The organism is Bhargavaea cecembensis DSE10 (assembly GCF_000348905.1).
Lineage (GTDB): Bacteria > Bacillota > Bacilli > Bacillales_A > Planococcaceae > Bhargavaea > Bhargavaea cecembensis.
Genome location: NZ_AOFT01000001.1, coordinates 362,041 through 374,540, shown reverse-complemented (window position 1 = coordinate 374,540; position 12,500 = coordinate 362,041). Strand labels below are relative to the sequence as shown.

Sequence of the window (12,500 nt, the reverse complement as noted above, 5' to 3'; positions counted from 1 at the left end):
TTTTAATTTTGTTTGGCTGCACTGTGCCGCCCAAACTGCTTAAACAGATTAGAAAAGATTTATAGACAAAAGACACCCGCTCCGGGGGAGGAGCGGGTGCTTTTTCGTATTACACGAAGGGGATGGGGGAAATGTTCACGTTCAAACAAAAGGGGTGTTTGTTTTCGTGAAATATTTCACGCTCTTAATTTATCACGAAATAATTGTTTGCGCAAGATTTCACAAGAGAATTCACAGGGTTGTCATATTGTGAACGTTTTCACTTTATTTATTGCTATTACGGCAAAAGGTTCTGAAAGATGAGAAATGGAACTGTCTGCAACCTATAATACTTGGCACAAAAAAACACCGGAAATTCTTCCGGTGTCCAGACTGTAAAATCAGTGAGTGTAAGAACCCTTTGTCTGCAGTTTTTTCTATTCCTGAAAATCCTCCGGCTTTTAGTTCTTGTCGAGAATCCATTTCAGTCTGTGGCCTCCCGTTACGAAGCGCTGTATACTTTTTGCTTTGGACCGCTTTTTGAGAGTCACCAGTCCTACCCGGCGCCCCATCATCCAAAGAAAGGACACACACGCGCAATATCCGCAAACAGACATAACGGTGCTGTCTGAGAACACAACCTCTGGACATTGTATGACAAACGGCACGGACGCCGGGAGACACCTGCAGGAAGAGCCGGGCAGTCGAGACCCGCTTCACGCGGGGCTCGGCCCCGGCCTGCGGTAAGCGACCACTTTTGCGACCAAAAGCGAAAGCGTTGGTCAGCAGAGTCCGTGCCGTTTGCTGTTTTCTTTAGACTAGCTTTGGGACAGCCCCATTTTGTCTACACTCTGAAGGCATGATCAGCCGAGCAGCTTTTCCAGTTCATCGAGTTTTTCGCCGAATGCCCTGCAGGCTTCTTCGATCGGCTGGCTGGAGGTCATGTCAACGCCTGCCTGTTTCAGAACGTCAATCGGGTAATCCGAGGAGCCTGCCTTCAGGAAGCGGTTGATGTAGCGCTCGACCGCCGGCTCGCCTTCCTCCAGGATCTTGTTGCTGAGGGCGACAGCAGCGCTGTAGCCTGTCGCATACTGGTAAACGTAGTAGTTATAGTAGAAGTGCGGAATTCGTGCCCACTCGAGGCCGATTTCCTCATCGACGATGATGTCATCGCCGAAGTACTTCTTGTTGAGCCCGTAATACACTTCCGTCAGTTTATCGGCAGTGAGTGCGACTCCCTGCTGGTCCAGCTGATGGAGGGCATGTTCAAATTCCGCAAACATCGTCTGGCGGAACACCGTGCCGCGGAAGCCTTCCAGCCAGTGGTTCAGGAGATAGATTTTCTTCTGCTCATCATCCAGCGTTTTCAGAAGATGGTCGTTCAGAAGAGCTTCATTGCAGGTCGAGGCGACCTCCGCCACAAAGATGGTATAGTCGCCATACACAAACGGCTGATACTTTCGCGTGTAGTAGCTGTGGACACTATGGCCGAACTCATGTGCCAGGGTAAACAGGTTGTTCACATTGTCCTGCCAGTTCATCAGGATGTACGGATTGGTTCCGTAGGATCCGGACGAATAAGCCCCCGAGCGCTTGCCCTTGTTTTCTCGGACGTCCACCCATCGGTTGTCGAGTCCTTCCTTCAGGATCTCGGCATACTCGTCCCCAAGCGGAGCCAGGCCTTCGAGCATCATCGTTTTGGCATCCTCATACGGCACTTTCATGTCGACATCCTTGACCAGCGGCGTGTAGAGGTCCCACATATGCAGCTCATCGAGGCCGAGGACCTTTTTTCTCAGTGCGACATATTTGTGCAGCAGATGAAGATTGTCATTGATGGTCGAGACAAGATTGTCGTAGACGGCTTCAGGGATATGATTGTTCGAAAGCGCAGCTTCCCGGGCGGAAGTATAGTTCCGGATCCGCGCATTGACGTTGTTGGACTTGATCTCGCCGGACAATGTGGAGGCAAACGTGTTGCGGAACTGCCCATACGTGCCGTACATGGCGCGGAATGCGGCTTCCCTGACTGAAGGGCTGCTGCTTTCCAGGAATGTCGTGTAGCGGCCATGGGTGAGCTTGACCTCGTTCCCCTTCTCATCTTCGATCGTCGGAAACTCAAGGTCGGCATTGTTGAGCATTCCGAACGTCTCCGAGGATGCGTTCGCCACTTCGGAAAATTGGGCGAGAAGCGCTTCCTGCTCTGCCGGAAGGACGTGAGGGCGCTGGCGGTTCACTTCCTCAAGGGCATGCCGGTAGATCTTCAGCCCGTCCTCTTCTTCGATGAAGCGGTTCAGCTCCCCTTCTTCAATCGATAGCAGTTCAGGAACGAGATAGGAAAGGCTCGTCGAGACTTTGACGTACAGCGACTTTGCGCGGCTGTCCATCGCCTGGTAAGTGCTGTTTGCGGTGTCCTGGTCGTAACGCATGTGTGAATAGGTATACAGCCGCTGAAGCCGCTCGGAAATCTCGTCGCGATATTGCAGTGCGGCAAGCAGCTCTTTTGGACCATTTCCGAGTGTTCCGCGGAATGAATCCGCTTTCTCCGCAAGGACTACAATCGCTTTATATTCTTCATCCCACAGCTCATCGGATGCAAAAATATCTTCAAGCCGCCATGTTTCTTCAACTGTGACCTGGTCTCTTGTCAGCACATCGTTTTTCGGGTCGGTCGTCATTGGATTGCTCCTTCCTTCGATAGCCAAAATAAACTCAAGAACATTTTCTCAATATTCACTATCGCTTGCAAGGAATTCTTTCCAGAGATATCTGATGGCGCGCTCGGGCAGTTCAAGGCAGTCGAGGATGTCCTGAAGTCCTGTGATGCCGGATGCCTCAAGGAATTGAAGATAGGCGGAAACAGCAGCAAATCCGTCTCCTCTTTCAGCCGGAACGCGCCTCAGAAACTCACCGACCACGTCAGAACTTTCCGTGTCGCCTATCCCTGCGCCAAAGGCAAAAAAGACGAACTGTGCCTGCCATTCTGCGTCATGTTCCTTGAAGGCGGACGCTCCGTAAGTCGGGACACCGATCAGGGGAGGCAGCTGGTCGGGGTGGATCCGGTTCTCATAGCAGGCTCTCAGCAATGGGTCACGGATCCCTTTACGATTGCTCAGGACCCGCCGCTTCAGATAGGACTTGCGCCTTGATGAGTAGATCCTCATGTATGCTGCGAAGGTTTCTTCATCAATGGGGGATGGGACGGCAAACGGAAAGCCCTGCAATGTATAGGGAATGGCGACCATCTTGCCAAGGAATGTGTTGCCGCTGATGTGCATCGGATGGACAAAATAATAGAAATGCCTTGTCACCGGGTCGTAAGTCATCAGGAAGTGTCCGTTTTTCGCATCCCGGCGGATGAACAGCTGCAGAAACTCGGGTATTGACAGTGTCCTGACCGGCTGGCCCGTCGAGCTCCAGCTTTCAGGCGCTGACGGAATCCAGTGAGGAATGATCCCTGCCCCTTCATACCCCCTTGTACGATTGCGGACAATCGCCGGCGGGATCCGGCTGCACTGAAACTCGATGGCATGCGCCCTGCCGTCAAATTCGACGAGCAGGTCGGGACGCTGGCCGATGGGTGTCAGAGCCGTCTCCATGCCGGTCCTGAGCCCAAGTCCGGTGAACATCTCGTAAAGCTGCTGTTTGCCCGCCAGATGGGCAGGCGTCTCCCCTTCCGAAAACATCCGCCTGCAATCACTTCTCGCCGCATGGGCAAAATGCGGAATCCGGACATCCCCGATTTTCAGCCACATCTTGCCGCGGCACTGCGGACATCGGAAAAGGTGCTTGTTTTTCAGCTGGTGGAGCGTTTCCCTCGTCATATTCTGGGTGATGATGATCTGAACCTCGTTTTCCAAGATGGCCGCCAACATATTCTGACCGTTCCCCCTTTCTTTCCGTCAATTGTAAGCGCCTTCACATCGTTGGGCAACTCGCCCTTTATCCGCACAGAATGTCATTTTTAAAATTTGTCATCGGTTATGTTCTCAAAATCAAATTTTGCCGCCAATTATGGCCACAAAATAAAAAGATGCGAATTTGATCAATCCGCATCTTTTCATCATGGGTTGCCGATTTTGGCCAAAAGAAAAAGCTGCACGGTAGTTCCGTACAGCCAGGGAATCAGAAGTGTTCGGCAATTGTGCCAAATACATCTTCGGCAATGATCGTCTTTCCATACTCCTCAATCCGGTGAATCGTGACATTTGTCCGCTGCAGATACTCTGTCAGCACGCTGACCACGTCGTCGAGGTCCTCTTCATCGCCAGCCAGGCCGTCAAAGCCCACATGGAGATAGTAGCTGTCCTCAAACAGGTGCAGCGAAGTCCGCAGTGCTTCTTCCTTCAGGATCTGCGACAGCGGGATCAGGTCATCAAATTCTCCGACAAGGAAAGTTGCGTCCTCCCAGTCGTCCTCTTCCTGACGGAAACCTGGAACGTACTGGTCGAGGTTCTGGAGGTCGGCGTAAGAGGATTCATCCTCCTGGAACATCCGTCTTCCCTCCTGGCCAAATGGCGGCTCCAGCTGTTTCCCGTCACGGGTCACCTGGGCACGGGTCACGGTCACTTCGAGCCCCTTATCCATTGCATGGACCTGGATCCACAGCGGACCTTCGATGGTGAAATCCGCTTCTTCGTCGACTTCCTCCATCATCTCCCAGAACAGCTCTTCGCTGCGGTCGCGATTGTACCAGATTTCGTCGCGGGTGAACCCGCGCTCTTCGATATCAATATACGAAATGAAAAACTTTACAGTATTTTCATTGATGCGTTCGATTTCCATGTTTACACCTCTCCCTTCCGACGGTATCCTCCGTAAACAGGGTGTGACAATGCAATCCGCCGATAGCAAGTGTCCTGATGTCAGTATATGCCGTCACCTTCAAATCTGGAAAGGCGTGTCCAGACGGAGCGGCTGCTTGTAGTATTAGCATTGTATGGGACAGGATGCAGGAAAGCAAGAGAAAAAAACGAAAAAGACTGACAGGTCATTCGGAACATCCCCGTCAGTCAATTTTTTCTCAGTTGACCATCCGCTGCGCTTCTAGGAGCTGATACGCCCTCACCTTACGCGGAAGGAACCGCCTGATTTCATCCTCGTTATAACCGACCTGAAGTCGTTTGTCGTCCAGGATGATCGGCCTTCTGAGAAGGCCCGGGTGTTCCTGGATCAGTTCGTAGAGCTCATGGAGAGGAAGGCTCTCCAGATCGACATCAAGCTTCTGAAAGATTTTCGAACGGGTCGAGATGATTTCATCCGTCCCGTCCTCCGTCATGCGGAGGATCTGTTTGATTTCATCGATTGTCAGGGATTCGGAAAAAATATTCCGTTCCGTATATGGAATCTCATGTTCTTCAAGCCAGGCTTTCGCTTTCCGGCAGGAAGTACAGCTAGGTGATGTAAAGAGGGTCACGCTCATCCACAACACGTCCTTTCAATGGTAGGAAGTTGGAATCTGTTTGAATTTATCTGATTAAAATCATTCTAATTTTGAATTCGATAGCTTTATTATACAACATTTTTGATCTTAGCGATACACCGTTTTGAAAAAAGTTTTCAATTAGACGCTAACCTTCACACCTTCGCTACATTTACCGGTTAAATCGAGCAGACGTTTGCGTCAGAGCTGTTATACCCATTCCGGAATAGGCACAAACACAGTTGAACAGTCCATTCTCATTTATTCCTGATTGATTGAAAATAAGCTTCTAAGCGGGACCTGCCCGCTCTTCCCACCTATTAGTACGTCCCAGGCGGGAATAAGTTCCGCTTTATTTGTACTATTTCCCATTTTAATTGAGGATAAACGAAAAAAGGCGCACACCGTAAAATAAATTGGTGTGTGCCTTGGGTGTCATGGCGTGTAGTCCACGCCTTCCGTATACCTGTTAGTTGCGTTCCACAGGAGGAACTCATCAATGCCCGCGTCATTGAGCGCCTTGATCTGCGCCTCCACTTCCGCTTTGCCGTAGCGCTTATAGTTGCCGCTGCCCAGCCAGGTCGCCGTGAAGTCCTGGAGCCAGGGGCGGGACACCGGCGGATTTTCGAGTGCGGCCAGCTTTTCGTTTTCCACCTTGGCATATTCTGCAACCAGCCGGTACGGCTCAAGATCAGGCTTGGAAATTCCGAAATAAGAGGTCCAGTGGCTCGGATAGATCATCGAGGAGATGACATCAACGTTCTCCGAGATTTTCGAGAAGTTCTGCCCGATTCCCGGGGCTTCGGGCAAGGTGGCCGAGTAACCGAAGATATCGACGGAGACTTCCACATCGTACGGCTTAAGCTGCTCTCTTGCGTAGGCAACAAAGTCCGTGACCGCCTGGACCCGCCGCTGGATCGGGTCAAGCTCCGAATTCTCGTACTCTCCGAAACTGTATTGCAGGCTATCCGCCCTGGTCTCAAACCCTTCCGGGAAGCGGACATAGTCAAACTGGATCTCCTTGAACCCAAGCTTTGCCGCTTCAATAGCAATTTCGACATTGTAGTCCCAGACTTCTTTCATGAACGGACTCACAAAGGCTTCTTTACGGCCATTTTTCCATACTTGCCCTCCACTTGTATAAGAGAGGTCCGGCCTTTTTTCGGCGAGTACGGTGTCCTTGAAAACAACTACCCTGGCAATCGGATAGATCTGTTTTTCCTCAAGCTGCTCCAGCATCGCCCTCGGATCTTTTATGTACGGCTTCCCGATGCCCAATTCACTCAGCGGCGAGTCTTCTGCCGGCTCATAGGTCAGGTACCCGAAGTCCTCTTTGATATCGATGACCATGGCGTTCAGGTCGGAGTTTTCGATCAGATTTACGAGCCGGCCGAACTTTTCTCCACCGGCTGAGTGGCCGGTTACATAAAGCCCTCTAACCGCATCCGGATATTCAAAATCCAGACCCGAATCAAACCTGAACAGCTTGGAAGATGCCACCATATCGGTATTGATCTGACCGTATTCATAGGAGAGACCCTGGAAATCGTCGGCAGGCTCCTCCGCTGCCGCTGCCGGAGCGGCTCCCAGCGAGACGGCAAGAGCCAGCGCACCCATCCATTTTAGCTTCATGCAAAAAACTCCCTTTTCTTTATGTGTCTCTTATTCTATCAGCTCTGTAATCCTGAAGGAAGGAATTTCAAGAACATTCACGACAGGCAGTTGCATCTTCTCCGGACCGGCTATATAATAGTGGAAAATCGATGATCAGCTTTGATGGAGAAGAGTAAGCGGGGCCCCGCCGCACAGAGAGCCTGTGGATGGTGAGAACAGGACGGCCGCCCCGCCGAATGGACTCCTGAGCCGGTCCGGCGAATGGTTGTAGCCGGTCCCGTGTGCCCGCGTTAAGGGCTAGAGCGGCCTTCGGGCAATGCGGGTGGTACCGCGGCTGATTGAACATCATCCGTCCCTTTTTACGGGATGGCATGGTGATTTTTTTATTTTTGGGAGGTTTTTTAGGATGAAACGGATTTTTTCAGGGGTGCAGCCGACCGGCACTGTCACGCTCGGCAATTACATCGGCGCATTCCGCCAGTTCACGGAACTTCAGCATGAATATGACTGCATCTTCAGCATCGTTGACCAGCATGCGATCACGATGCCCCAGGAACCGGACGAACTCAGCGAGGCGATCCGCCGGCTGGCGGCCACTTATATCGCTGCCGGCATCGATCCGGAAAAGGCGACGCTGTTCATCCAGTCGGAAGTGCCGGCACACGCGCAGGCGGGCTGGATCATGCAGTGCATTTCCTATATCGGTGAACTGGAGCGCATGACCCAATATAAAGACAAATCCGAAGGCCGTGAAGCGGTCTCCTCCGGTCTTCTCACCTATCCACCGCTCATGGCGGCTGACATCCTGCTTTATGACTCGGACATCGTCCCGGTCGGCGATGACCAGAAGCAGCACGTGGAACTGACCCGCGACCTGGCGGAGCGCTTCAATAAACGTTTCGGCGAGACGCTCACCGTGCCGGATATCCGCCTGCCTCAGCACGGGGCACGCATCAAGTCGCTGCAGGATCCGCTCAAGAAAATGAGCAAATCCGATACTAACAAAAAAGCGGTCATCTCCCTTCTCGACGAGCCCAAGCAAATCGAGAAAAAGATCAAGAGTGCCGTCACCGATTCGGACGGCCGTGTCACCTATGATGTCGAGAACAAGCCTGGCGTAAGCAATCTGCTGAATATCGAAGCATCATTGACCGGCTATTCCGTGGAGGAGCTTGTCCGGAAATATGAGGGCAGCGGCTACGGCGCATTCAAGGCAGGCGTTGCAGAGGCTGTCATCAGCCACCTCACGCCAATCCAGGAGCGCTATAACGAGCTGATCGGTTCGCAGGAACTTGACCGGATCCTCGACGAGGGCGCCGAGAAAGCGAACACAATCGCCTCGGCTACTCTTTCCCGGATGGAAGCCGCGATGGGCCTCGGCCGGAAACGCAGAAAATAAGGACGGCCAGCGACAACACCATCAGCTTGAAATCCGGCGTGGACAGTATATAGCGGAACACGGTCTCCCATGAATGCCCCAAAGCCCGGTAATTCAGGAACAGCACAAGATGCGACATCGTGATGACGCAGAGTCCGTACGATACGAGAAACAGGAAGATACGGTTCATCGGATGCGTCCTTTCCGTGTAGGGTTTGTACACCATATGAAAAAGCGGATCCCTTCTTTCGGAGGGATCCGCTTTTTTGTATGCAACCTGATCTAATCAGCGCTGCGATTTCGGGTTGAGGGCGTCTTTCAGGCCTTCCCCGATAAAGTTGATGGACAGGATGGTTGCCGTGATGATCAATGCCGGCGGCATCCAGATCCACGGTTTGCCCTGAAGGACGTCCGGTTCGTTTGCAAAGGCGAGCATGTTGCCCCAGCTTGGCGTTTCCTGAGGAACTCCGAAGCCGAGGTAGCTCAGGCCGGTTTCCGCCACGATCAGGCTCGCGAACAGGAGCGTCGCCTGTACGATGATTGTGGAAAGCACGTTCGGAAGCAGGTGCTTGATGATGACCTTCGCCGGCGGTGTGCCGATCGAGATGGCGGCGAGGACGTATTCGTTCTCTTTTTCCGCAAGTACTTTCGAACGGACAATCCGCGCGACCCCGCCCCAGCTGAGCAGCCCGATGACGAGAATCAGGACCCAGAGGCCGTCCACGATGCCGAAAAGGATGGTGTTCAGGACGATGACGAACACGAGGAACGGGAAGTTCAGGACGAAATCGGTGAATCGCATGAGGAGGCTGTCCACTGCACCGCCAAAGAATCCGGCGACGGAACCGACGATTGTCCCGAGAACGACGACGATCAATGTTGCGCTCGCGCCGACAAGAAGCGAGATCCGGCCGCCGTACAGCAGCCGCGTCATCACATCACGCCCGCTCTTGTCGGTGCCGAGCAAGTGGTCGCCGTTTGGCGGAATGCTCATCTTGCTGATGTTGACTTTGGTAATATCGGGAATCGGCGACAGGTGTGGAGCCAGGAACGGAGCCAGCAAAGTGAGGATGATCACGAGGATCAGGAACACGGTGCTGGCCATCGCCAGTTTGTTTCTAAGGAATTTCCTCCTGGCAATCGCCCATGGAGATGAGCTCTTTTCGGTGCGCTTGACTGCACCCGTTGCTGCATTGGTTGTCATGATGTTGCTTCCTCCTTAACCTAAGCGAATCCGCGGATCGACGATTCCGTAGAGGATATCGGCGATCAGGTTGCCGATCAGGACCATCGCGGACAGCATCATCGTGATGGCCATCACTGTCGGATAGTCACGGTTGTTGACGGAATCCAGGAACAGGAGTCCGATTCCCGGATAAGTGAAGATCTTTTCCGTGATGATTGCACCGCCGACAAGTGCAGCGATATCAAAGCCCAGGAACGTGACGAGCGGGATGATCGAGTTCCGCAGGATGTGGACATTATAGATTTTGCCCATAGGCGTTCCTTTCGCAAGTGCCGTCCGGACAAAATCCTTTCTTGAGTTCTCGATCAGGTCATTCCGGAGAAACTGGGTATAGGATGCCGTACTGAACATCCCGAGAACAAATGCGGGAAGCATGACGTGATGGATCCGGCTCATCCAATATTCGATCGTGCCCTTATCAATTTCGATGTCGACCGATCCCGCAAACGGGAACCAGTTCAGCTTGAACGCGAAGAAATAGACAGCGAATACACCGGCGACAAACGAAGGGATCGCGATGCCCGCATAGTTAAACCCGGCAATGAGGTTATCTCCGAGCGTATACGGTTTCCTTCCTGAATACATCCCCATTGCAAATGCCAACACATAGGTGATCAGCAGCGATGTCAGGGCCAGGAAAATGGTGTTCGGCAACTTTTCTCCGATCAGGTCGGCAACCGGCATTTTATATCGGGTCGATTTGCCGAAATCTCCTGACATGAAATCCGTCACCCAGCGGTAGTACTGGACATACACCGGGTCATTATAGCCCAGTTTTTCACGCATCTCCGCTATGTACTCCGGGTTGGTGTTGGTCGGGTCGATTTCGCCGCTCAGTGAATCCCCGGGCATGGCCTTCGCAAGGAAGAACACCACGACGGATACGAGAAATAGCATCGGAATCATGCCGAGAACGCGGCGCAGCGTGTATTTAAGCATACGGTACTCTCCTTCTTGTCTGTCTCTCTTCGTTGTGACTCTCAAACACGGTAAGAGATATTTCTTGTAAATATGCCTTACCGTGTTTAAGAGCAAAAAAAGAACAGTGGCGGACGGGCCCGCCGCCCGCCACTGACAGGTCAAATCAGTGTCATTATTGTTTCAGATACCATTCAGCAGGGTTGTTGTAACCCGAAACGTCCATCGAGAAGCCGCCGACTTTTTCGCCGACTCCCATGATTTCATCAAGTTCAGCGATGAAGATCATCGGAACGTCTTCTGTTACTTTCTTCTGCCATTCAGCATAAACTTGCGCACGCTTCTCCTGATCGTCGCCGACTTCTTCGACGCTCAGAGCCTGCTCGAGGAGGGCATCTGCTTCAGGATTGTCGTAGCGCGGGTAGTTCCAAAGCTGATCGGCTTTCCAAAGTGCGGACGGGTCAGGGTCAGTGCCTGTTCCCCAGCCGCCGAAGAATGTTTCGATCGACGGATCGTCTTTTTCAACCATGTCGTAGTAGAGGTTGACTTCAACCATTTCGACTTCCGATTTCAGGCCGACTTCTTCCCAGTACTGGGCAATTGCCTGGGAGCGGGATTCGAAAGTAGGGTTGCCTGTTGCATAGTGCGAGAACTTCACGACGAATTCTTCGCCGTTCGGATCCTCACGGAAGCCGTCATCGTTTGTATCAACGAAGCCTGCTTCGTCAAGAAGCTGCTTTGCTTTTTCAGGGTCGTATTCATAGACATTGACTTCGCTGTCATCGGCAGCAATCCAGTGAGCAGTCGGAACCGGCTTGTTGACCGGCTTGCCGTAGCCGAAGAAGAATGCGTCGATCCACTCTTCGCGGTTGATGGCATGGGCCATAGCCTTACGGAGGTTAACGTCCTGATATTTCGGAAGTTCTTCAGTGATTGTCTTGGAGGCATTGTCGAACTTGCCGAGCTTGAAGCCGACATAGTAGTACGACAGGCCAGGAGCCGTTACGACTTCAACGTTGTCAAGCTTTTCAACGTCAGGTGCGGATACCGGCTGAAGCGAGATCATGTCGATGTCGCCGTTTTGAAGCGCGCCGACAGTCGCCGTGTTGTCAATGACGCGGATGATGATCTTGTCGAGGTTTACTTCGCCATTCCAGTAATCTTCGTTCTTCACGAGTTCGATCGACTCGCCAGGAACGATGTTTTCAACTTTGAACGGACCGAGGCCGACCGGCTTGGTACGGACCTGTTCAGAACCGGACATGTCAGCAACTTCGATGCCTTCAAATTCTTTCTGGGACATCGGGTAAGACCAGATGTTCGTCAGGTTGTTCAGGCGCGGCTCATCGAAAGTGACTTCGATTGTGTAGTCATCGACGACCTTCAGGCCGGAGATGCTGTCAGCTTCGCCTGCGCGGAATGCAGGAGCCCCTTCGATTGTTTCAACGTTCGCATAACGGGGGCCGTCATAGTCAGGGTGCGCGATGGTTTCAAGCGCAAATACCCAGTCATTGACAGTGAGTTCTTCACCGTTGTGCCACTTGACGCCTTCCTTGAACTTGAATGTGAAGTGCTGGTTGTCTTCAGTTTCCCATTCAGCAAGGTTCGGGATCGGCTGTAGGTTCTCATCGTATTCGATGAGGCCTTCATCGAAGAACTCGATGATTTCGGCGTCAGTAGCAATGCCGTAGAATGCCCAGTTGTAGAGGCCTTCCGGTGTAGCATCGAGACCGTATGTGAGCGTTCCGCCCTGTTGGGGCTCGCCGGATTGTTCTTCGGTCGCTTTTTCTCCGTCTTTGCTTTCGCCCGAGTCAGATTCGGACGCATCGTCGCTGCCGCCGCCGCCACAAGCCGCAAGGAATGCGGAAAGGACGAGGATCATGGCGAACAGCCAGAGCATGGATTTGCGTTTCATGCTTCATTCCCCCCCATTTTCATGGATA

General features: G+C 52.5%; 9 protein-coding genes and 1 other annotated feature. Of the genes, 1 reads left to right on the top strand and 8 read right to left on the bottom strand.

The annotated features are described in order from the left end of the window. Positions 1–842 precede the first annotated feature (842 nt). The 5 genes from pepF to C772_RS01660 form a co-directional block, all read right to left on the bottom strand. The gene (gene pepF / locus C772_RS01680) at positions 843–2,657 is read right to left on the bottom strand and encodes an oligoendopeptidase F (protein ID WP_008296841.1); all 1,815 of its coding nucleotides are present in this window, start codon (positions 2,655–2,657) and stop codon (positions 843–845) included. Positions 2,658–2,705: 48 nt separating this feature from the next. Then, positions 2,706–3,854 carry a competence protein CoiA gene (locus C772_RS01675; RefSeq protein ID WP_008296840.1) on the bottom strand — a complete coding sequence of 383 codons (1,149 nt, stop codon included), beginning with the start codon at positions 3,852–3,854 and terminating at the stop codon, positions 2,706–2,708. A 250-nt stretch (positions 3,855–4,104) separates the two neighbouring features. After that, the gene (gene mecA, locus C772_RS01670) at positions 4,105–4,764 is read right to left on the bottom strand and encodes an adaptor protein MecA (protein ID WP_008296838.1); all 660 of its coding nucleotides are present in this window, start codon (positions 4,762–4,764) and stop codon (positions 4,105–4,107) included. A gap of 238 nt (positions 4,765–5,002) precedes the next feature. Further along, positions 5,003–5,401, bottom strand: a complete 399-nt coding sequence (gene spxA / locus C772_RS01665) for a transcriptional regulator SpxA (RefSeq protein WP_008296836.1) — start codon at positions 5,399–5,401, stop codon at positions 5,003–5,005. A 435-nt stretch (positions 5,402–5,836) separates the two neighbouring features. Then, positions 5,837–7,033, bottom strand: a complete 1,197-nt coding sequence (locus C772_RS01660; RefSeq protein WP_008296834.1) for a putative glycoside hydrolase — start codon at positions 7,031–7,033, stop codon at positions 5,837–5,839. A 132-nt stretch (positions 7,034–7,165) separates the two neighbouring features. Continuing rightward, positions 7,166–7,375: a binding site (T-box leader), on the top strand. A 46-nt stretch (positions 7,376–7,421) separates the two neighbouring features. Between C772_RS01660 and trpS the strand changes: the two genes are divergently transcribed. Continuing rightward, positions 7,422–8,414 (top strand): tryptophan--tRNA ligase, encoded by a 993-nt coding sequence (gene trpS / locus C772_RS01655; protein WP_008296832.1) that lies wholly within the window; start codon positions 7,422–7,424, stop codon positions 8,412–8,414. Positions 8,415–8,679: 265 nt separating this feature from the next. On the opposite strand, the gene opp4C is transcribed toward trpS, so the two are convergent. From opp4C to opp4A, 3 genes are all read right to left on the bottom strand, one after another. Beyond that, positions 8,680–9,597, bottom strand: coding sequence for an oligopeptide ABC transporter permease (gene opp4C, locus C772_RS01645; protein ID WP_008296828.1), 918 nt, complete (start codon positions 9,595–9,597; stop codon positions 8,680–8,682). A gap of 15 nt (positions 9,598–9,612) precedes the next feature. Further along, the gene (opp4B, locus tag C772_RS01640) at positions 9,613–10,578 is read right to left on the bottom strand and encodes an oligopeptide ABC transporter permease (RefSeq protein ID WP_008296826.1); all 966 of its coding nucleotides are present in this window, start codon (positions 10,576–10,578) and stop codon (positions 9,613–9,615) included. Positions 10,579–10,732: 154 nt separating this feature from the next. Continuing rightward, positions 10,733–12,472: an oligopeptide ABC transporter substrate-binding protein gene (opp4A, locus tag C772_RS01635; protein WP_008296825.1), complete on the bottom strand. Its 1,740-nt coding sequence runs from the start codon at positions 12,470–12,472 to the stop codon at positions 10,733–10,735. Positions 12,473–12,500 lie beyond the last annotated feature (28 nt).

Bases quoted from the DNA above. Each gene is read 5' to 3' on its own strand.
- trpS (WP_008296832.1), top strand. From the start codon at position 7,422: ATGAAACGGATTTTTTCAGGGGTGCAGCCGACCGGCACTGTCACGCTC.
- C772_RS01675 (WP_008296840.1), bottom strand. From the start codon at position 3,854: ATGTTGGCGGCCATCTTGGAAAACGAGGTTCAGATCATCATCACCCAG.
- mecA (WP_008296838.1), bottom strand. From the start codon at position 4,764: ATGGAAATCGAACGCATCAATGAAAATACTGTAAAGTTTTTCATTTCG.
- opp4B (WP_008296826.1), bottom strand. From the start codon at position 10,578: ATGCTTAAATACACGCTGCGCCGCGTTCTCGGCATGATTCCGATGCTA.
- opp4C (WP_008296828.1), bottom strand. From the start codon at position 9,597: ATGACAACCAATGCAGCAACGGGTGCAGTCAAGCGCACCGAAAAGAGC.
- pepF (WP_008296841.1), bottom strand. From the start codon at position 2,657: ATGACGACCGACCCGAAAAACGATGTGCTGACAAGAGACCAGGTCACA.
- spxA (WP_008296836.1), bottom strand. From the start codon at position 5,401: ATGAGCGTGACCCTCTTTACATCACCTAGCTGTACTTCCTGCCGGAAA.
- C772_RS01660 (WP_008296834.1), bottom strand. From the start codon at position 7,033: ATGAAGCTAAAATGGATGGGTGCGCTGGCTCTTGCCGTCTCGCTGGGA.
- opp4A (WP_008296825.1), bottom strand. From the start codon at position 12,472: ATGAAACGCAAATCCATGCTCTGGCTGTTCGCCATGATCCTCGTCCTT.